We start from the raw sequence: 20099 nt of genomic DNA, 5'->3' as shown, positions 1-20099 counted from the left end.
TTTAAAATCAATAACTTAAATAAAATATCTGTGAAACCTAGCACATTAATTTCAGATAATTTCGTCAAATAAACTAAAGATTAGTCAAATTAATTAAAAATCACGACCAATGCACAATTTATCAAGAGTTAGAGCGTTTACTCTCAGGTCTGACCTGAATATACTAAACTACTTTTTTCAATAGGATTTTTATCATGTTTAGAAAAACAGGCATCGCCGTTGCTGTATTCGCTGCTATTTCAAGTTTTCAGATCCAAGCTGAAGGCTATAAGTTATTTGAACAATCTGTCAGTAGCATGGGCAATGGTTATGCTGGTCGTGGTGCACAGATCACTGACGCTACTTTAGTTTACTCAAATCCAGCAGCTTTAACTCAATTAGCTGGCAGCCAATTTTCAGGTGGTGTAAGTCTTATTGATGCCAAAACTAATTATCAGAACATGCAAGCTAAAAGCGCTAATGGTCAGGCTGTTCAAGGTGACGATTATGGACAAAATAATTTAACCGAAGCCGTACCATTTTTATTCTATGCAGATCATTACTCTGAGCAACTAAGTTGGGGCATAGGCTTTTATGTACCTTTTGGCTTATCATCAGATTATGACAATGAATTTGTGGGCCGTTACTTTGCCGATGAAACGGCTATTCAAGTATTAAGCTTACAACCTGCTATTGGCTATAAATTAAATGAGCAATGGTCTATTGGCGCTGCAATTTCAGTAAACCGAATCGCGGGGACTTTATCTAAATATAAAGATCATACAGGCTTATGCGAACTAGGCGAAACAGCAATTAACACTATATTTGGCGCCCCTGTCTACAATGATGCCTATTGCCACAGCCAGTATGAAGTAACAGGAGATGATATCGCTTTTGGTTACTCCTTAGGTATTCATGGTGAACCTATAGCTGGTACTCGCTTAGCGCTAAGTTATCATTCACAGGTTCGTTATACCTTAAAAGGCGATTCAACCATCACCAACACCCCTATTACCGGTGCTAACGTAGTAGGTAATCCAAACTTTATTGTAGTCGCACCGCAATTACCGGCTATTGACCTCTCTACCGGTAAACTGGCATCAAACAATCTTTTAACTGAAGCCAGTAAGCTCTCCTTAACCACGCCCGCGTCAGCCGCGCTTAGCATTGACCAGCAGTTTACTACTGCCTTTTCGTTGCAGTTTACTGCAGCTTGGACCCAGTGGAGTAAGTTTCAAAGCATTGATATTGTTAGTAACGATGTAAATCCCAGTATCTCTAACAATACCCAATTACCGCCAAACTTAAACGCGCCTGGTTACATTGGCTATATCCCAGAAAAATGGCAAAACTCTTGGTCTTATGCTTTAGGCGCAACTTATATTGTGCAACCAGAATTAACCTTAAAGGCTGGTATTGCTTATGATGAAAACCCTATCCCACAAGCGCAAAAAACCGCCCGTATTCCTACTGATCATAGAACTTGGTTAACTGTTGGCGCTAACTGGGTAGTTAGCGAAAAAATTAGCTTAGATTTTGCCTATGGCTATTTATTTACCGGTGATGTGAGTATTGATGAGCATGAATATAACGTTCAAGAGCAACCGCTTTACCGCAGTAATTTAACCGGTGATTATAGCAATAAAGCCCAAGTGTTGGCTGTACAAGCTAATTATCGGTTTTAAGCGATAACGTTAAAAACGCAACTGTAAAATAGCATTGTCTTAACTAAATTAGTGCAAGTTTTTGCTTGCACTTTGCTGTTTTAAAGCGTTTTTTGCATAAAATACTTGGCACCGCCATCAAAAGGGTAATCTAATTGCGTCCAGGTTATCTGATAACCAAGTTGCTGATAAAATGGTTTAGCCTGAAAGTTAAGCGTGTCTAATAAGACATAACGACAGCCTCGTTGTTTAGCAATTTGCTCTGCTTCTACTAGCATAGCTTTACCAAGCCCTTGCCCCCGATACTGTTTATCTAACCAAAACGATTCTAAATAGAACCAATTACCAAAAGTGCGGCCGGTTAAAACAGCTATAACCTCACCGGCATCATTCAGCTTTTTCAAACCTAACGGCTGGCGTAGACTGGCATCCCAATGTAAAGCATTAAATTCCGCAATTTTTTGTTTTGCTAGCGTGGCTAAACTTTCAGTATGATCGGCTATAAACTCTGGCATGGTGCAATAACTCAGGTATGATTTATTGGATTAAGATACCATAAGCAGCCAAAATAGATAAACATAGAACAGATGTAACCCCAGACCGTCTGTCGCATAATAAGGTCAACTAGTGTGTGTAACAGGCAAATATCATGAATCTTAAACCGCAACGTTTAGCGAAGTGGATAGCCACTAATGGTTACTGCTCAAGGCGTAATGCTGAGCGTTTAATTAGCGCTTCTAAGGTAAATGTTAATGGCCAAATAGCCAAGCATACCGACTTAGTAACAGCTAACGACACCATTATAATTGACCAGCAGCCTTTAATAATTAACCCTGAACGCGTTTATTATAAATACCATAAACCTGTGGGCATTGACTGCAATATTAAAGCAGACGATAGTGCCAGTTTGTATCATGTTTTACAGCTAATTCCTCAGCGAGTCTTTGCCGTCGGCCGTTTAGATAAAGACTCTAGTGGCCTTTTACTCTTAACTAATGACGGATTATTGTGTCAAAGATTAATTCACCCTGACTTTCATCATAAAAAGTCGTATCGAGTAAAAGTAGACCGCGATATTGATGCCAATTTTATCAGCCAATTAAGCCAAGGTGTAAGCTGGCAGCTCGGCAGCAAAATCTATACCTCTCGCCCTTGTCAATTAGAGCCCATCAATAAGCGCGAATTTATTATCACCTTAACCCAAGGCTTACATAGACAAATTCGCTATATGTGCAAAAGCCAAGGCGTAAATGTACTTAATTTATGTCGGATCAGCTTACATAATATTCAATTAGCTAATTTAGCAGTTACGGCAATAGAGCCAATTCAAGACGAAGCATTAACCAGCTTATTACAGTTAGTACAAACTGAAAATATACATTGTACCGCTGACTAATGTCTCATTAAATTAAAGGCTTACTCTATAGATGTTTGCACGCTTTTTTAACTTATCATTACAGAAACAGATTGGCGCTATAGCCTTACCTATGGTGTTATCCAACTTATGTGTGCCCCTGCTCGGCTTAGTCGATACCGCTGTTGCTGGCCATTTAGATGATGCTCAATATCTAGGGGGTATAGCGCTTGGCAGTAGTGCTATTAGTTTGCTTTTCTTTTTACTAAGTTTTTTACGCATGAGTACCACAGGGCTAACCGCTCAAGCCTATGGTGCAAACAATATGCAAGGCCAACTAAACCACTTGTTCCAAGGCATTACACTCGCATTAAGTATGGCTATTATTTTGCTGCTACTGCAAGCCCCTTTAAGCCTACTGTTTTATTTTAGCGATGCCAGTCCTGCAATAACTGAACAGGCCATTAGTTATTTTCAAATTAGGATCTGGAGCGCCCCTGCTCTGCTAACTAATTTAGTATTAATGGGTTGGTTTTTAGGTCAGCAAAACGCCCGCTATGCCATGTGGATGCTAATTTTTAGTAACAGTATTAATATTATTTTAGACTTGGTATTTGTATTGTACTTTCATTGGCAGGTACCAGGCATTGCTGCCGCTTCAGTAATAGCCGATTTTGCGGGCTTAGGCTTAGCCATCAGCTTTATTTACCGCAGCACTATGCGCACACATATTATTAACCATTTTAGACTAACATGGCGAAAATCATTACAGCTTGCCCAATTTAAACCGCTATTTTCGTTAAATAGAGACATTTTTTTACGCAGTTTATGCTTACAAGCGGTATTTATTTTTATTGCCTTTCAAGGCGCGGCTTATGGCGATAATACCGTAGCAGCTAATGCCGTATTACTAAGCTTTTTAATGCTAGTCTCTTATGCCTTAGATGGCTTAGCTTATGCTGCAGAAAGCATTACCGGCCAAGCCATAGGCCAGCGTAATAACAACCAGTTAATTGAGAGTCTAGTAGTGTTAAGCCTGTGGTGTTTAATACTGTCGGTTATATTTAGTCTTAGCTACGCTGTCGCAGGGCAAGCTTTTGTTAACTTACTAACGTCAATCCCTGAAGTGCAAGCTGAAGCCGCTAAATATGTAGCTTGGATGATACTGCTACCCTTAGTTGCCAGCTGGGCCTACTTGCTAGATGGCATATTTATTGGCGCCACCCAAGGCAAAACCTTACGTAATACTATGTTTATTGCTTTAATTGGTTTTGTAGTGTTATTTACAATATTTAAGCAATGGCAAAACCATGCTTTATGGCTGGCCTTATGCGGCTTTATGGCGTTACGCAGCATTAGCTTAGCACTAGTATTTTTTAACCAATTACGGCACCACAAACTCATACCAAACCATTAATTTTCAATGAGTTAAAGTGGTTTAAAGCAACTTCTGAATTAAGCGCTTATATCCAAAGGCTCAGCGCCTATTTTGGTCACTAAAAGCTGGTCAATTTTATAGCTGTCAATATCGACCACTTCAAATTTATAACCTTGATGAATAACAAAGTCGGTCCGCTTAGGAATTTTGCGCAAGGTATACATCATAAAGCCGGCAATGGTTTCATAGTTTTCTTGATTGGGGAAACTGTCTATAGACAAAGCTCGCATCACATCTTCTAGCGGGGTTAAGCCTTCTACTAACCAAGAATTACTGTCGCGAGCAACGATTTGGTCTTCTTCAGAATTCACTAATTCGCCCATAACTATACTCATCACATCTTTAAGAGTAATAATACCTACCACTAAAGCGTATTCATTCATAATAACGGCAAAATCAACCCCTGCAGATTTAAAGTGCTCTAAGACTTCATATAAAGATAAAGTATCAGGAATAATTAGTGCTGTACGAACTATGCCTTCTTTGTTCAGAGATATCGGTTGTTCATGTAACACTTGCAGCAAAATATCTCGCGCATCGACATAACCAACAACATGATCTAGCACTTGATCACAGACTAAAAACTTAGCATGCGGGTGCTGAGAAATTTTATCTTTAATATCGGCTAAAGACTCGCTTTTCATAAAGAACACTAAGCTTTCCCGCGCTGTCATAGCAGAAGTTACTGTACGCGACTCCATATCAAATACATTTTCTAGTAATTGATGCTCATGCTGCTGTAATACCCCTGCTTGGGCACCTGCTTCCATCATGGCGATAATATCATCTGGCGTAATATCATCTTTTCGCATAGTGGGTACTTTAAATAAGCTGAAAATAACATTAGCTAAGCCATTAAATAACCAGACAAAGGGCTTTAATAGCATAATTAAAAACAGCATAGGTTTAACAACCCGCACTGCTATATATTCTGGGGCTATCATCGCCAGTCGTTTAGGCATTAAGTCGGCAAATAGAATAAATAATGAGGTAATAAAAAAGACTGATAAGCCAAAAGCAACACTAGATAACCAAGTGCCAGTGAAGAACAACGCTAACAATTGTGTAAAATAAGGCGTAAAAGCAGCTTCACCTAAAATACCACCCAATATAGCCACTGCATTTAAGCCTATTTGTACTATGGTAAAAAAGTTGCCCGGCTGCTCTTGTAACGTTAATACTTTTTCAGCGTTAATATTGCCTTCACTGGCCATAAAGCGCAGCCGCATTTTGCGCGCTGCAGCTAATGCAATTTCTGAGATAGAAAAAAAGGCACTGCCCGCTACTAACAATAGCATTAACAGAACATATTCAAAGGTTGTCATTTTTACTCCCACTAGCATCACAACTGTTATGCTATTCCTAGTGGCTATTATAGCGGTAATTACTAGTAAAACGTGCTATTTATCTGCAGTTTATTCAATTATCAGTACTTTGTAGTAAACACCAAAGCTTAAAATAAATTAAAAGCCAAGCCTAAACTGCGAAAACTTAAAATAACACTGAGCAACAGCACAATTGAACCCAGTATATTTTGCCATTTATTATTCTTATAACGGCCTAAGATATTATGATTCATCGCTAATAATAAACAAAAACATATTAGCGGTAATAAAATGCCATTAGCTACTTGGGCAAACCAAATAACTGATACTGGCTTAATGCCTAAAGAGGCGAAAATCACCCCACTAACAATAATAAATAACCAAGTGACTCGAAATACCGGCTGTTTTAAATCTAAAGGTTTACCTAAGATACCAGCCATGGCATAAGCTGCTGCTAACGGCGCTGTAATAGCAGAAGACAAGCCTGATGCGAGCAAGCCCAAAGATAAGCCCCAAGTGGCCGCTTTGCCAAATAAAGGCTCTAAGGCAACCGCAAGCTGACTAACATTTTCTAATTGCTTAGCTTGGCCAAAAAAGGCTGCTGCTGCCGCTGAGACAATAGCAATTGATATAAGACCACCTAAAGGAATAGCGACAACTATATCTCGCCTTGCCGCATTTAAGGCTTCAGGGATCTCTACCTGCTCTGCTGGCCATTTTTGAGCGGCACTAGCAGCATGTAAAAATAAGGAATAAGGCACTACGCTAGTGCCAATTAAAGCGGCAACAGTCAAAGTCGCCCCAGTTGGAATACTGGGGATAAATGCACCTTGTAAAAGGCCTAAAATATCTGGTTTAGTCAGTAGCATAGTGCTAATAAAGGCTAAGCTCATTAACAACACCAAAACAATTAAAAAACGCTCTATAACGTTATATTTACCAAACCATAATACCGATGCAGCCAGCAAGCCTAAGATTAATGCCCAAGGATTTAAACTAGACAGTTGTGACCAGCTTTGCAGCCATGCACTCTTACCCCAGAGCGTTTCAGCGCCCATAGAGGCACCGGTAATATTGCCACCTTGATAAGCACTGTTACCTATCACTATAGCCAGAATAACTAATAACAATAAGGGCCAACGTAATAAAGGTTGCTGAACTAGATTACGTAAATTTTCACCTAATCCTTTCCCTGTCACTATGCCTAATCTAGCCGCCATCTCCTGTAATATCATAGTGGCACAAACCGAAAACACTAAGGCCCATATTAAGGCATAGCCAAAGTTGGCCCCGGCTAATGACGCTGAAACAACAGTACCTGGGCCAATAAAAGCCGCAGTTACTAATACAGCAGGACCTAAAAACGTTTTTTTATTAGCTGGATTCTTTGCCATTTTTATTACCATATTTAGCTGCCATTGTTTATTAGCCTAAAACATTAATATTACGCTACTTTAGCACAGGTGTTGCAGTTTATATTTGTTAGTTTTAGTAGCAGAAGTCAGAACTCTTTCTCGCTATTAAATGCTATAATTAAAAATATTAGAATGCTTAACTCAAGGACTTTACATGTTTTCTCCTCGACATTTATGGTTAGTGGCAATACTAACTTCCACTAGCCTTTGTGCCAGTGAAGGTAGTCGGTTATTACGGCAACCTGATATTTCGGCCGATAAGCTAACCTTTGTTTATGGTGGCGATATCTGGTTAGCCGAACGCGATGGGCAAAATCCTCGGCAACTTACTAGCCACCCAGCTGATGAATTTGCACCGCATTTTTCTCCTGATGGTAACTGGATCGCTTTTTCGGCTAACTACGACAATAATACCGATGTTTATGTTATGCCAAGCACAGGCGGCACGGCTCAACGTTTAACTTGGCATCCGTCAGCAGATACCGTTAATGGTTGGAGCCCAGACGGCAAAAAAGTGTTATTTGCCTCTAATCGCGAAGTGGCCAATAGTCGGAGCAATCAATTATATGAAGTTGCCATTACTGGCGGCTATGAGCAAAAGGTCATGCCAGCCATAGCCTTTGAAGGTAAATGGTCTGATGATGGTAAAAAATTAGCCTATCGTCCCAACAATATGGCTTATAGCGGTACTAGTGGTTGGCGGTTACATCGCGGTGGTAGCACCCCGCCAGTATGGATAATTGATATAGCCAAGCAAAAGCTAGAGAAAATCCCTCACCCTAATGCGAATGAATTTAATCCATTTTGGCTTGGTGATACGGTATATTTTTTATCTGATCGCGATAACCAAGCCGTCAATTTATTTAGCTATTCGGCCAAGACTGTCAACCAGCTTACCCAACTTACAGAGTGGGATATAGAATCTGCAGCAGGTTATGATAATGATATTATTTACGCTGCCGGTGGCTACTTATATCAGTTAAATATAACTAACGGCCAAAGCCAGCCAATACCTGTTACTATTAATAGCCAATCTGCACAGCGCCGCCCGCAATGGAAAGACGCAAGCAAAACTATCACTTCCGCACAATTATCTAGTACTGGCCAACGATTAATAGTAAGTGCTCGTGGTGATATTTTTACTGTGCCGGTAGATGAAGGCTCAACCCGTAACCTTACTCAAACCTCAGGTGTTCGTGAATTTTCAGGCTTGTGGAGCCCAGATGGCAGTCAAGTAGCCTATATTTCAGATCAGGGTAATAAACATCAACTTATTATCCGCAGCCAAGACGGCTTAAGCGCTGGCAAAACTTATGATTTAAACAATAATGGCTATTTAACTTTGCTAAGCTGGTCACCTAATGGTCAAAAACTGATATACCAAGACAATCATTTAAACCTTTATGCCTTTGATATAAAAACTAAAAACACTCAAAAACTAGATACATCTTTGCGCAGAGCTGATTTTAAAGTTAGCTTTTCAGCTGATAGCCGCTATCTAGCTTATACAGTTGCAGGTGAAAACTACTTTAGCCAAATTAAGCTATTCGACTTTAATAATAACAACAGCTCCTTAATTACTGATGGCATGAGTCATGTTGATGATCCGGTTTTTGCTCAAGATTATTTATACTTTACCGCTTCAGTTAATACAGGTCCTTCTCAAGTTGGTTTAGACTTATCTACCCGTGAAAGACCTATACGCCAAGGTATTTATGTTGCGGTATTAGCGGTTGATGGAAAGTCGCCTTTATTAGCAAAAACAGGTGATGAACCCAAAACAGCAGAAAAAGCCAAAGAGACAGCTAAAACCAATGCAGCAGTTAAAGCTGTAAAAATAGACTTAGCTGGTTTGAGCAATCGTATCGTGGCGCTACCGATAGCAGAGCGTAATTACGACAGCTTAGCCATTGCCAATGATGGTGCATTATTTTACTTACAACACAATCAACCAGGCAGCAGCAACGAATTACCTCAGGCTAGAGCTAACAAGGGCGCTAGTTTATATCGATTTGATTTTAAAGATAAAACCAGCACTAAAATTCAAGATAATTTAGCTAGCTTTAGTTTAAGCGCTGATGGTAAAAAGATATTATTGGTTGCTACTGATAACAGCTATAAAGTTGCAGATGCCGTAGCCGAGCCAAAACCTGAAACTATTAGTTTAGCTGACGTTAAAAGCTTTATTGATCCGGTGCAAGAATGGCAGCAAATCTTCAATGATGCGTGGCGGATGCAAAAAGAGTATTTTTATGATGCCAATATGCACGGTATTAACTGGCAATCTATTTACGATAAATACCAACCAATGCTTGCCCATGTCCAGCGCCGTGAAGACTTAAATGATGTTTTAGTGGCAATGATTGCTGAACTACAAGTTGGCCACAACCGTATTGGTGGTGGCGACACCCATCAAGAAAAATCTAGCCAAGTTGGATTATTAGGCGCTGACTTTACCATTAGTAATAACCGTTACCTATTTAGTACAGTTTACCAAGGTGATCGCTGGGCGCCTTTTGTAATTGCACCTTTGGCCGTTCCTGGTACTGCTGTTAAAGCAGGTGAATATTTATTAGCCATTAATGGCAAAGAATTATTTGCTGAGCAAAATATTTATCAATTATTAGAAAACACTGTTGGTAAACAAGTCGTGCTAACCATTGCCGACAACAGCAAAGGTAAAAACAGCCGTAATATCACAGTTGAGCCCATTGCTAATGAAAGCCAGTTACGTTTATGGCATTGGGTAGAGCAAAATAGACAATTAGTTGCCAAAAAATCAAATGGTAAACTGGCTTATGTGTATTTACCCAATACAGCAGATGGCGGTTTTTACTACTTTAACCGAATGTTTTTTGCTCAGGTAGATAAAGCCGCATTAATTATTGATGAGCGCAAAAATGGTGGTGGCCAAGCGGCTAACTATATTACTGAGATCTTAAGTCGGCCATTTTTATCTGGCTGGAAAGACAGAGATGGCTTAGGCTTCACTACGCCAGGTGGCGCTATTTATGGCCCTAAAACAATGCTTATTGATCAAGATGCCGGCTCTGGTGGTGACTTTTTACCTTGGGCATTTAAGCGCTTAAACTTGGGCAAAACTATAGGCACTAGAACTTGGGGGGGGTTAATAGGTATTTCTGCCAACCCAAGCATGATAGATGGCGGCTTTCATGTTGTACCTTTCTTCCGTTTTTATACCCCTGATGGCGAGTGGCGCATAGAAAACGAAGGCGTCAGCCCTGACATTGAAGTTGAGCTTGACCCTATAGCCGTAAATAAAGGTATAGATGTGCAATTAGAACGGGCAATTGAGCATACCTTAGAACAATTAAACGCTAACCCACCAGCGGATCATAGCCAAGCCCCAGCTATGCCAAAACAACTAGGCCTATAGTATTAACCAAACAAAGGCTGCTTAATGCAGCCTTTGTTTAATCTAAAAATTCACATATAAAATAGTTAATAAGACCATACTATAAATAACTGTAGCAATTAACACCGCAGCAGAACCAAGATCTTTAGCTAAGCCAGATAAGGGGTTTATTTCATAGCTAATTCTGTCTATTGTCACTTCAATGGCAGTATTAATCACTTCGGCAAAAAGTAAAAATAACACGGCACAAAGCAAAAGTAACTTTTCATAAACACTAATAGACCAGATACTAATTAATACTATATTTATAACTAACAAAATAATTTCTTGCCTAACAGCCACTTCATTTTTTATTAGCCAATTAAAAGCACGACAAGAGTTTTTAAACGCTAACAAAATTCGGCTTAAACCTATCGGTTTTTTACTAGGTTCAAAATTCATGACTACCTCTTCTTATGATTATCCTTGTGCCACTAAAGCTCTCTGGCAAGGTTGCAAAATATCTAACTCAGGACGATACAGCTTAGAATCAACGTGACTAAGACCGAGCAAAGTATCAAAGATATTATCATGCGAAAAAGATAACGCAGTTTGCTGAGTTACGCAGTCATTGTTACTAACGCTATAACCCAGCTGCAAACGCAATTAAATTAGCTATTAGCAATACTTGCGCAACAAAACTTAGCAACGACGATTTAAAGCAATTATTTGAACCTTTGTGGCAAAAAGACTCAGCCAGAAGTGCAAGTGGTAACTATGGGTTAGGTCTTTCCATCGCGGATACTTTTGCTAAAGCTATAAATAGTACATTAACCGCTCAGTTGCACCAGCAACAGATCACGCTAACTCTGCTTATTCCTTTAAAAAATAAAACAACTTAGCTTGTTCAAGGCGGTTAATAAAACCTTTTTTATTTAACCAACTAAGGTTTTAATCGCCTGATTAATACCATTTAAGGTTAATGGATACATTCTATTTTCCATTAGCCTCTGCATAATACTAATGGAATGATAATGCGGCCAATATCGCTCTGGCTGTGGGTTTAACCAAACAGCTTTAGGGTAATGGCTTAATAGCCGTTGCATCCATACTTTGCCTGGCTCAGGGTTCCAATGCTCGACGCTACCTCCTGGGTATTCAATTTCGTAGGGCCCCATAGTCGCATCCCCTACCAGTATTAATTTATAATCACTGCCGTACGTATGAATAATATCGTTAACGCTAATCAGTTCATTATGGCGGCGTTTATTGTTTTGCCACACCGCTTCGTATACACAGTTATGAAAATAGTAAAAAGCTAAATGTTTAAATTCAGACTTAACTGCGGCAAATAACTGCTGACATTGCACAATATGGTCGTCCATAGAGCCACCAACATCAAACAGTACTAATAGCTTAATGGCATTATGCCGCTCGCGCATAAAGTGTAAGTCTAACCAACCGGCTTGAGCCGAAGTTGCTTGAATGGTAGTGGGTAAATCAAGCTCAGTTTCAGCGCCTGTTCTGGCAAATTTTCTTAGCTGCTTTAGGGCTAATTTAATACTGCGATTATTCAGCTCGGTATCAGTGTCGAGATCTTTAAACTCGCGCTTATCCCATACCTTAACGGCCCGTCTAGCCCCACTGCCTTGCTGACCAATACGAATACCTTCAGGGTTAAAACCATAAGCACCATAAGGCGAAGTGCCGCCAGTGCCTATCCATTTATTACCACCACTATGCTTTTTTTGTTGCTCGGCTAAGCGCTGTTGAAATTGTTCTAGTAACTTATCTAAACCGCCTAAAGCTTGTAACTTAGCCTTATCTTCATCCGTGAGCTGTTTAAGAATACTAGGCACTAGCCACTCAGGAGGAATACTAGCGGCAATATCCACTTCGGCTACACCTGTAAAATACTCGGTAAAAGCGCGATCAAACTTATCGTACTGAGTTTCATCTTTAACTAAACATAGCCGCGATAAGTGATAAAAGGCGTCAATATCAGCAAAGACCACTTGTTGCTTAAGCGCATTAAGTAAATCAAGTAGCTCGGTAATACTGACTTTTAAGCCATAGTTTCTAAGAGTGAAAAAAAACGCAATCAGCATTAAGCTACCTGCCCTGCCGCTTAGCCATAAAGGCTAACTTTTCGACTAGCTCAACATCTTGTTCATTCTTTAATAAAGCGCCAAACATGGGCATTAAACCACCTTGATGCTGTTTATCGTGCAGGACTTCTGGTGAAATATCTTCAGCTAATAATAACTTTAACCAATCAAGTAATTCTGAAGTTGAAGGCTTTTTCTTCAGCCCTGGCATTTGGCGTAAATCAAAAAATATCTCTAAAGCTGTATTTAATAACTGCGCTTGGATTTGTGGGTAATGTACAGCGACAATGTCTCTTAAGGTATCAGCATCAGGAAAACGAATATAATGAAAGAAACAACGGCGTAAAAAAGCATCCGGGAGTTCTTTGTCATTATTCGATGTGATAATAACAATAGGCCTTTGCTTGGCTTTAATTTGTTCGCCTGTTTCATAAACATGAAATGCCATTTGGTCTAATTCATGCAACAAGTCATTGGGGAACTCAATATCCGCTTTATCAATTTCATCTATTAATAACACCGGTCGTTTTTCAGCCGTAAAGGCTTGCCATAATTTACCGGGGCGAATGTAGTTGGCAATATTTTGCACTTTATCACTACCTAGCTGGCTATCACGCAAACGCGATACTGCATCATACTCATATAAGCCATGCTGAGCCTTAGTAGTTGACTTTACATGCCATTGAATTAAATCGGTGCCTAGACTTGCGGCCAGTTCTTCTGCTAAGCGGGTTTTCCCTGTACCTGGTTCACCTTTAATTAATAACGGCTTTTCTAGTGTAACCGCAGCATTAACGGCTAAGGCTAACTCATCTGATACGATATAGTGCTCTGTACTTACAAATGCCATTGCATCCTCTTTTTAGTAGTAAAACGGTATATGTTATAGCAAAAAGCTTGTTTTAATTTTTTCTATGTAGCGTATTCTGGTAGCAATTTCTTATTATTATGGAGCTTTAAGATGGCAAACGTTTACGCTGATAATTCATTGTCTATCGGTCACACCCCTTTGGTCAAATTAAACCGGACTATTCCCAGCGCTAATGGGGCTAATGTTTATGCTAAAATTGAATCTCGTAATCCCAGCTTTAGTGTAAAATGTCGTTTAGGCGCCGCGTTAATTTGGGATGCCGAGAAACAAGGTAAACTAACAGCTGAGCAAGAGATTGTCGAACCAACATCTGGCAATACGGGTATTGCTTTAGCCTTTGTTGCTGCCAGTCGTGGTTATAAATTAACTCTCACCATGCCAGAAAGCATGAGTTTAGAGCGGCGTAAATTATTAAAAGCTCTAGGCGCTAATTTAGTGTTAACTGAAGCGGCCAAGGGCATGAATGGCGCTATTGCTAAAGCTAAAGAAATTGCGGCCTCAAATCCCAGTAAGTACATTTTATTAGGCCAATTTGATAACCCTGCTAACCCACAAATTCACTTTGATACCACAGGGCCGGAAATTTATACCGCCTTAGAAGGTAAAGTTGATGTATTTATTGCCGGCGTAGGTACTGGCGGCACTATCACGGGTGTAAGTCGTTTTTTAAAACACGAGAAAAAATTAAATGTAGTAACCGTTGCGGTTGAACCAACAGAATCACCTGTTATTAGCCAAGCGAAAAAAGGCGAAACATTAACTCCTGGACCACATAAAATTCAAGGAATAGGAGCAGGCTTTATTCCAGGTAATTTAGACTTAAGCGTTATTGATCAAGTTGAAACCGTATCCAGTGAAGATGCCTTTGCCGCAACTCACCGCTTAATGCGTGAAGAAGGTATTCTAGCCGGTATTTCTTCAGGAGCCGCTTTAGTTGCAGCCCAGCGTTTAGCGGCAAAACCAGAATATGCGGGTAAAAATATCGTTATTATTTTGCCTAGTGCGGCGGAGCGCTATTTATCTAGCGCCTTGTTTACAGATATGTTTACCGATAAAGAGTTAAGTGTTTAAGCTTATTTACAACTTTAACGACTAAGCTTACTTAACCCTTTGCTTTATAATTATTTGGGCAGTTCTTACTGCCCTTTTGCTTTACATCTATAACGACTAAAGTCACACTGAGCAGTAAATTCTTTATTGGTGTTGATATTCATGTTGTTTCGTTGTCAGTCCGCTTGTTGTTTTTTACTATTATTACTACTAAATGCTTGTAGTGATCCCGCGCCATCTATAGCTACACAGTGGGGAACCCCTGAAGCTATAGCGACAGAATTTTTTGATGCTTTATATAACACTGATGATTTTGAAAAAGTGAAATACTTCAGTACCAAAAAGTATGCAGCGCTACTAGACAGTTATGGTACAACAAGACAAGTTAGCAGGATCTTAATAAATATCTCTTTTGATAATGTTGATATCAGTATTAACCCTAGCAGCCAAAATGTCAGACAACAATATGAAGAGGAAGCTGATATTTCTGTTGTGTTAATAGGCCACTATGAAAATGAAAGAATAGCTGAAGTACGCTTAGTAACATTGGTTCAGCATGGTGGTCGCTGGCTAGTTAACAGTGTAAAAGAAGACAAACTAAGCCGGTCCGCTCATTAACAATGCATTAATACCGGCTCTCGCTTTAAGACTTATTATTTTTAGTACCGAAAAAGCCCTTTACCCGTTGCTGACAATCATCACTGACCAACAGTTGCTGGAACAATTCTAACTCTTTGGCTATAGCCGCTAAAGTTGGTTGCTGCAGCTGCTGACGCAGTAGTTTTTTAGTGGCTAACACAGCTGCATCTGGTAACTGAGCTAAAGTCTGCGCTTTTCCAGTAGCCAATGTCATAAGCTTATCCGCGTTTATCACTTGATTAACTAAGCCCATTTGCAGTGCTTCATTAGCGCCAAAATCTTCACCTAATAACAAATATTGCGCTGCTTTTTGGTAACCCGCTACTTGTGGTAATAACACGCTAGAGCCAGCTTCAGGACATAAGCCTAAAGCAGTAAAGGGTAATTGAAACCTGACTCTCTCTGTTACATATACTAAGTCACAATGCAATAAAGCCGTAGTACCTATACCTATAGCTAAACCATCAACGGCAGCAATTAGTGGCTTGGTAAATCGAGCTAATTGATACAAAAAAATCACTGTTGGATGCTGATCATTTAATTCGCCAGCACCTAAAAAATCTTGCAAGTCATTTCCTGCACAAAAGCTATCACTGCTGCTAGCTAGTAACACCACTTTTATCCCACTATCAGCTTCTGCTCGCTGCAAAGCCTGCACTAAGTCGCGATACATCTGTTGACTAAGAGCATTTTTCTTTTCAGGTCGGTGCAAAGTAATAGTTAATACACCCTGATTCAGTTCAGTTAAAATCATGCTTATAAACTCTTTTATTAAACAATTAACTTAATTGCCAGCTACACGACCTTCTCGACGCGGATCAGCTGCACCTTGTAAGCCTTGCTCTGTCAGCATAATGCCATGCAAGCCACTATTTAAATCTTGTATTTGCACTTTATAGCCCATCTTTTCCAGCTTAGTTTGCTGCTGTTGTAAAATGGTATCTTTTTCTAAAGCCAGATAATCATTACGATGGGTAAACTTAGGTAAGGCAATCGCATCAAGCATATTCATCCGCCAATCTAAAACCGCAATAATGGTTTGGGCAACATAATTAATAATGCGACTGCCACCTGGTGAGCCAATAACTAAGATTAATTTATTATGTTGATCAAACACCATCATTGGCGCCATAGATGAGCGAGGTCTTTTATTGCCTTGCACTTTATTGGCCACAGCTTTGCCAGCTACAACTGGCTCTAAACTAAAATCAGTTAATTGATTATTTAATAAAAACCCAGCAACCATTAATCCTGAGCCAAAAACATTTTCAATACTGGTTGTCATACTAACAGCATTACCCTTTGCATCCACAATAGATAAATGGCTGGTATTGGGCAACTCAATGGCCTGACTAGCAGCTAGAACCTGTGCCGCTAAGGGTAAACCCGCTTTAGCTTTTGGTCCTGCAGCTTTTGCATTAATTAACTTACCTCGTGCAGTTAAATAATCCTTTGCTAGCATGCCGCTAATAGGCACAGAAACAAAATCCGGGTCGGCCATATAGCGTTCTCTATCGGCAAAAGCTAACTTAGCCGCTTGGCTTAGCAAGTGAATAGCTTCCACGCTATTGGGCTTAATGTTAGCTAAGTTATATTGTTCCAGCATGCCTAAAATTTGTAAAATAGCAACGCCGCCCGAGCTAGGTGGTGCCATACCACAGACTTTGTATATCCGATAAGGCATACACACCGGTTCGCGCTGAACAGGTTGATAATTTGCTAAGTCACTAAGTTGTAATTGGCCAGAATTAACACTGGCTGTTTGCACCGCATGCGCTATTGCAGCAGCTATTTCGCCACTATAAAAACCTGCTGCACCTTTACTGGCGATTATTTCTAATGTTTTAGCATAAGCAGGATTTTTTAATAGCTCCCCTTGTTTAACCACTTGGCCATCAGGATAAAAGTACTGTCGCGATTCAGGAAACTCAGAAACACCTTTATTCCAGCCTTTAGCTAATTGCTCAGCTGTACGAGATGACACGGCAAAACCATGCTTAGCTATATTTATTGTCTCAGTAAATAAATCTGCCCATGCTAATTGACCAAACTGCTGATGGGCTTTTTCCATCATAGCTACTACACCTGGCACGCCAACCGACTTACCACCAACATAAGCACTACGCCAATCCATCACTTTATCATACTGAAAAAACAGCTTTTCTGTTGCGGCTGCAGGGGCTTTTTCACGGCCATCAAAGGTGGTTAACTGTTGATTATCGGCTTGCCAATGCAGCATAAAAGCCCCACCGCCTAAACCCGAACTTTGAGGTTCAACTAAACCTAACATCAACTGAGTAGCAATAGCGGCATCAACCGCACTGCCACCTTTGGCTAATATATTTTTACCTGCTTGTACTGCTAATGGGTGAGCAGCAGACACCATATAATGTTGGGCTGTTACCAGTTGCTGTTGATAAAGTCCGGTAGCAGCTTCCGGCTCGCGGGTTTCTTGCTGAGCACTAATAGCAAAACTGCTTAAGCCGCTAGCTAACAAAAATATAGGAATTATTAGCGTCTGTTTAAACCTAAATTGCATCTTGAAAGTCTCACTAAAATTAGAACTTTCACCCTACCCAGTTAATGCAGGAAGATCAACAAAGTTACTGCTGAAAAGTCATGCTTATCGCTGCTGTAAATCTGCTATTTATAGTAAGCTTAAGTACTAAACTGTATTTATTACTATTATTACCAATAGCTGGCAACTAGTGGCCATTAATTAGGATTATCTTTTGTTTACATTAAGCGCTTGGCTACAGCAAAACAGACGAAGCAAAACTTGGTTGGGCTTTGCTTTTATAACCATTATCAGTTGTGTGGCAATCATGCTGCCCGAGCAAATACAGCAACTATTTTTCTACCAGTATAGTGCTATAGAACAAGCCGAATATTGGCGGTTATTAACCGGACATTTAATGCACTCTAATAATTGGCATTTAGTGATGAACTTAGCAGGATTAGGCTTAGTTTACTTATTACATGGTCGTTATTACACCGCATGGTCAATTATTTTATATGTTGGTTGTACAGCTTTAGGCATTAGTTATTTATTACTATTTTTTGCCCCTGAGATTAAAGTATATGTTGGCTTGTCTGGCGTATTACACGCCTTACTTTGTATTGGCGCCTTTAAAGATATTCAACATAAAGAGCCTACAGGGAAAATATTATTTTTTGGCTTAATAGCAAAAGTTGGTTATGAGCAATGGCAAGGACCAGATGCCGATTTAGCGCAATTAATTAATGCTAATGTAGCTATTGATGCCCATTTATATGGTGTTATTTCAGGCTTTATATTAGCTTTTATGCTAAGCAGCACAGCTTTTATCCAAGCATTAAAAACCGCGACAAAGCCTAAATAAGATAACAGCCAAACTATATTAAAAGTTTGGCGCTGCACTAATGTTAAGACTTTTCCCTGTCAGTGGATGGGTAAACTGTATTTGCTCGGCGTGTAACAATAAACGTGGGCTGGCCTCGGCTATTGCCTTTGTCGCATATAAGCTATCACCTAAAATGGTATGCCCTAGAGCTTGCATATGCACCCGTAACTGATGCGAGCGACCAGTAATAGGGTTTAATTGCACTCGCGTTTGCTGCAGCTGTAAATCGCGGCTTATTACTTTCATATCAGTAACTGAGGGTTTACCACTTTGCTGGCACACTTTATAACAAGGCCTATTTTCCAGATCCGCCGCTAAAGGTAAATCAATTCGCTGTGAGTCAGCTTTAATAATACCGTCAACAACCGCTATATATTGTTTAACAACGGTTCTGACTTGAAATTGTTTACTAATATCAGATAAAGCCCGCTTAGTTAACGGAATAATCAGAAGGCCAGAAGTATCATAGTCTAATCGATGCACAATACTGGCGCTTAAAAACTCTCGCTGTAGCCGACTAATTAAACAATCTGCATTATCAGGGTGTCTACCCGGTACTGTTAATAACTTGGCTGGTTTATTAACCACTAAGACAATATCATCTTGATATAAAATTTTATAATCTTCACTACTTGCTTCTAACCTTGCTAAGGTATCAATGGCATCTGTCATACTTATCTCAATAATCATTATTACTGAGTTATTATGCCGTAAAGCTAGTCACTACTAAAGTGCTTGCAGACAAAGAGCTAGTGGCTCTGTGCAAATTCCGCTAAGCTACCACCAACTTAAAGTACAGCTTAATCCTTATGTCAGCACCTTTTAACTACCAACCACCGCAGCAACCTTGGCTTGATATTATCTTTGCAGATAAAGATTTATTAGTTTTAAATAAACCCAGTGGCTTACTCAGCGTTCCAGGTCGTGGCGAGCATCTAGCCGATAGTCTATTAAGCCGAGTGCAAGCAGAGTATGGCTTTGCCCAAATAGTTAACCGCCTAGACTTAGCAACGTCAGGTCTTGTTGTTATTGCACTTAGACGCAAAGCCGAGCGACACTTAAAACAACAATTTGCCAAGCGGCAAGTACATAAACGCTACTTAGCCGTTATTTGGGGCCAATTACAGCATCAATATGGCACTGTCGATTTACCTTTATCCTCAGCCGGTGGTGATCCGCCAAAAAATTATGTTTGTTACCAACAAGGTAAAGCCGCCATCACCCACTATAGGCTATTGCAACAATTCAAGGATAGCGCCTTAGTAGAACTAACGCCTATTACAGGTCGCTCCCATCAATTACGGGTGCATATGCAGGCTTTAGGTTTACCCATTGTAGGGGATCGTTTTTATGCTTCAGAGCACGCTTGCGCTGCTGCCCCTAGATTATTACTACACGCTGCTCATCTGCAATTACAGCAACCCTATACTGGCCAAGTACTCAACTTCAGCGCGGATAGCGATTTTGTAACTGCGGCAGGTTGTTTAATCGCTAATTAATTCATATTAATTGTTAAAT

18 protein-coding genes are annotated in these 20099 nt (G+C 39.9%); 9 read left to right on the top strand and 9 right to left on the bottom strand.

Features of this window, described 5'->3' with window-relative positions:
• The first annotated feature begins 194 nt into the window (after positions 1-194).
• Positions 195-1664: an OmpP1/FadL family transporter gene (locus tag RDV63_RS07280; RefSeq protein ID WP_313908838.1), complete on the top strand. Its 1470-nt coding sequence runs from the start codon at positions 195-197 to the stop codon at positions 1662-1664.
• Positions 1665-1744: 80 nt separating this feature from the next.
• On the opposite strand, the gene RDV63_RS07275 is transcribed toward RDV63_RS07280, so the two are convergent.
• The gene (locus tag RDV63_RS07275; RefSeq protein WP_313908837.1) at positions 1745-2158 is read right to left on the bottom strand and encodes a GNAT family N-acetyltransferase; all 414 of its coding nucleotides are present in this window, start codon (positions 2156-2158) and stop codon (positions 1745-1747) included.
• Between the two features lie 134 nt (positions 2159-2292).
• Here RDV63_RS07275 and RDV63_RS07270 point away from each other — a divergent pair, with 134 nt between their 5' ends.
• Together RDV63_RS07270 and RDV63_RS07265 are read left to right on the top strand one after the other, a co-directional pair.
• On the top strand, positions 2293-3039 hold the full coding sequence (locus tag RDV63_RS07270; protein WP_313908836.1) for a pseudouridine synthase: 747 nt from the start codon (positions 2293-2295) through the stop codon (positions 3037-3039).
• A gap of 31 nt (positions 3040-3070) precedes the next feature.
• Positions 3071-4414 (top strand): MATE family efflux transporter, encoded by a 1344-nt coding sequence (locus RDV63_RS07265; protein ID WP_313908835.1) that lies wholly within the window; start codon positions 3071-3073, stop codon positions 4412-4414.
• A gap of 38 nt (positions 4415-4452) precedes the next feature.
• Here the strand turns inward: RDV63_RS07265 and RDV63_RS07260 are convergent, their stop codons facing one another.
• Positions 4453-5760, bottom strand: a complete 1308-nt coding sequence (locus RDV63_RS07260; protein ID WP_313908834.1) for a hemolysin family protein — start codon at positions 5758-5760, stop codon at positions 4453-4455.
• Between the two features lie 128 nt (positions 5761-5888).
• Complete coding sequence (locus RDV63_RS07255; protein WP_313908833.1) at positions 5889-7154, bottom strand: Nramp family divalent metal transporter; 1266 nt, start codon at positions 7152-7154, stop codon at positions 5889-5891.
• A gap of 175 nt (positions 7155-7329) precedes the next feature.
• Here RDV63_RS07255 and RDV63_RS07250 point away from each other — a divergent pair, with 175 nt between their 5' ends.
• The gene (locus RDV63_RS07250) at positions 7330-10572 is read left to right on the top strand and encodes a PDZ domain-containing protein (protein WP_313908832.1); all 3243 of its coding nucleotides are present in this window, start codon (positions 7330-7332) and stop codon (positions 10570-10572) included.
• Positions 10573-10614: 42 nt separating this feature from the next.
• Here RDV63_RS07250 and RDV63_RS07245 read toward each other — a convergent pair whose 3' ends face one another.
• Positions 10615-10992 (bottom strand): diacylglycerol kinase, encoded by a 378-nt coding sequence (locus RDV63_RS07245; RefSeq protein WP_313908831.1) that lies wholly within the window; start codon positions 10990-10992, stop codon positions 10615-10617.
• Between the two features lie 203 nt (positions 10993-11195).
• On the opposite strand from RDV63_RS07245, the gene RDV63_RS15270 reads away from it, so the two are divergent.
• Positions 11196-11432: a hypothetical protein gene (locus tag RDV63_RS15270; RefSeq protein WP_409934854.1), complete on the top strand. Its 237-nt coding sequence runs from the start codon at positions 11196-11198 to the stop codon at positions 11430-11432.
• A gap of 33 nt (positions 11433-11465) precedes the next feature.
• Here RDV63_RS15270 and RDV63_RS07240 read toward each other — a convergent pair whose 3' ends face one another.
• Positions 11466-12638, bottom strand: coding sequence for a vWA domain-containing protein (locus tag RDV63_RS07240; RefSeq protein ID WP_313908830.1), 1173 nt, complete (start codon positions 12636-12638; stop codon positions 11466-11468).
• 4 nt (positions 12639-12642) lie between these two features.
• A complete protein-coding gene (locus RDV63_RS07235) occupies positions 12643-13488 on the bottom strand; it encodes a MoxR family ATPase (RefSeq protein ID WP_313908829.1) in 846 nt (281 codons plus the stop codon).
• Between the two features lie 111 nt (positions 13489-13599).
• Between RDV63_RS07235 and cysK the strand changes: the two genes are divergently transcribed.
• The gene (gene cysK / locus RDV63_RS07230; RefSeq protein WP_313908828.1) at positions 13600-14580 is read left to right on the top strand and encodes a cysteine synthase A; all 981 of its coding nucleotides are present in this window, start codon (positions 13600-13602) and stop codon (positions 14578-14580) included.
• A 141-nt stretch (positions 14581-14721) separates the two neighbouring features.
• Positions 14722-15177, top strand: a complete 456-nt coding sequence (locus RDV63_RS07225; protein WP_313908827.1) for a hypothetical protein — start codon at positions 14722-14724, stop codon at positions 15175-15177.
• Between the two features lie 25 nt (positions 15178-15202).
• Here the strand turns inward: RDV63_RS07225 and RDV63_RS07220 are convergent, their stop codons facing one another.
• Together RDV63_RS07220 and ggt are read right to left on the bottom strand one after the other, a co-directional pair.
• The gene (locus tag RDV63_RS07220) at positions 15203-15952 is read right to left on the bottom strand and encodes an enoyl-CoA hydratase-related protein (protein ID WP_313908826.1); all 750 of its coding nucleotides are present in this window, start codon (positions 15950-15952) and stop codon (positions 15203-15205) included.
• A gap of 30 nt (positions 15953-15982) precedes the next feature.
• Positions 15983-17737 (bottom strand): gamma-glutamyltransferase, encoded by a 1755-nt coding sequence (gene ggt, locus RDV63_RS07215; protein WP_313908825.1) that lies wholly within the window; start codon positions 17735-17737, stop codon positions 15983-15985.
• A gap of 193 nt (positions 17738-17930) precedes the next feature.
• Between ggt and rrtA the strand changes: the two genes are divergently transcribed.
• On the top strand, positions 17931-18560 hold the full coding sequence (rrtA, locus tag RDV63_RS07210) for a rhombosortase (RefSeq protein ID WP_313908824.1): 630 nt from the start codon (positions 17931-17933) through the stop codon (positions 18558-18560).
• Positions 18561-18578: 18 nt separating this feature from the next.
• Here the strand turns inward: rrtA and RDV63_RS07205 are convergent, their stop codons facing one another.
• Positions 18579-19253, bottom strand: coding sequence for an RluA family pseudouridine synthase (locus RDV63_RS07205; RefSeq protein WP_313908823.1), 675 nt, complete (start codon positions 19251-19253; stop codon positions 18579-18581).
• Between the two features lie 137 nt (positions 19254-19390).
• Here RDV63_RS07205 and RDV63_RS07200 point away from each other — a divergent pair, with 137 nt between their 5' ends.
• The gene (locus tag RDV63_RS07200) at positions 19391-20080 is read left to right on the top strand and encodes an RluA family pseudouridine synthase (RefSeq protein ID WP_313908822.1); all 690 of its coding nucleotides are present in this window, start codon (positions 19391-19393) and stop codon (positions 20078-20080) included.
• The last annotated feature ends 19 nt before the right edge of the window (positions 20081-20099 follow it).

The sequence above is a fragment of the Rheinheimera sp. MMS21-TC3 genome, assembly GCF_032229285.1.
Taxonomy (GTDB): Bacteria; Pseudomonadota; Gammaproteobacteria; order Enterobacterales; family Alteromonadaceae; genus Alishewanella.
This window is presented reverse-complemented; position numbering and strand designations above follow the sequence as displayed.